We start from the raw sequence: 1,195 nt of genomic DNA, 5'->3' as shown, positions 1-1,195 counted from the left end.
TTGAGAACAGCAGGAGTGCAAGCAGATCAGTTAGTAGGAATTCTAGCGGAACGATCTATTGAAATGATTGTTGGACGCATGGCGGTCCTAAAGGCAGGGGGAGCCTATGTTCCAATCGACCCTGAATATCCTGAAGACCGGATTAGCTATATGCTAGAGGATTCAAGATCGAACGTCCTATTAGTTCAACAGCATTTACTAGACAGAACAACCTTCAAGGGATCGACCCTCCTATTAGAGGATCAAACTTCTTACGCTGAGGATGGTTCAAATCTAGAGCCCATAAGCCATTCAGAGAACTTGGCTTATGTCATCTATACCTCTGGAACCACAGGTCAGCCAAAAGGGGTGATGATTGAACATAAAACCCTAGTGAACCTGTGTTTCTGGCATCAAGCGGAGTATGAAGTGACAGCCTCTGATCGTAGTACGCTCTATGCCGGAGTCGGATTTGATGCTAGTGTATGGGAAATCTACCTTACCTGTTATGCGGCGCTACCCTCTATGTAGTGGATGCAGAAAGCAGAATAGATCCAATCAAGCTCAATCACTTCTTTACAGAAAACAAAATTAGCATAAGCTTTCTTCCCACTCAAATGAGTGAACAGTTTATGGAATTAGAGAATCAAAGCCTACGATCCTTCTTATCGGTGGGGATAAGCTGAAGCAATTTAGAAAGCAAAGCTATACTCTCTATAACAACTATGGTCCTACAGAGAATACGGTCGTCACAACCTCGTTTAAAGTGGAGCAGATGGAGGATAATATCCCGATTGGAAAGCCGATCTCCAATACCAAAATCTACATCCTTAATGCGTCTGATCAGCTTCAGCCTGTTGGTGTCGTTGGTGAGTTGTGCATCGCTGGAGAAGGGTTGGCTAGAGGATATTGGAACCGAGAGGAATTAACCGCAGAGAAATTTGTGCAGAATCCTTTTGAGCCTAGTGAACGAATGTACCGTACAGGGGATTTAGCTCGATGGTTACCGAATGGAAACATCGAATATATAGGTCGTGTGGATCATCAGGTCAAAATACGCGGATTCAGGATTGAACTTGGGGAAGTAGAGGCTCAGCTGTTAAAAGCGAAAGGATGAAAGAGGTCATTGTAACGGCTAGAGAGGACGTGTCTGGTCAAAAACAGCTATGTGCCTACTTCGTTGCAGAGCAAGAGCTCCACATTGCTGAGTTAAGGG

General features: G+C 44.5%; 2 protein-coding genes. Both read left to right on the top strand.

Features of this window, described 5'->3' with window-relative positions:
• Nucleotides 1-510, top strand: a 510-nt coding sequence (locus JCM10596_RS29360; RefSeq protein WP_148302703.1) for an AMP-binding protein, incomplete at its 5' end; no start/stop codon positions are given.
• A gap of 106 nt (nt 511-616) precedes the next feature.
• Nucleotides 617-1,096, top strand: coding sequence for an AMP-binding protein (locus JCM10596_RS29355; RefSeq protein ID WP_369345694.1), 480 nt, complete (start codon nt 617-619; stop codon nt 1,094-1,096).
• Nucleotides 1,097-1,195: the final 99 nt, after the last annotated feature.

It is taken from the genome of Caldalkalibacillus mannanilyticus JCM 10596 (genome assembly GCF_000615945.1).
Lineage (GTDB): Bacteria > Bacillota > Bacilli > Caldalkalibacillales > JCM-10596 > Bacillus_AT > Bacillus_AT mannanilyticus.
The sequence above is the reverse complement of the archived record's forward strand: the minus strand, read 5'-3'. Positions and strand labels throughout refer to the sequence as shown.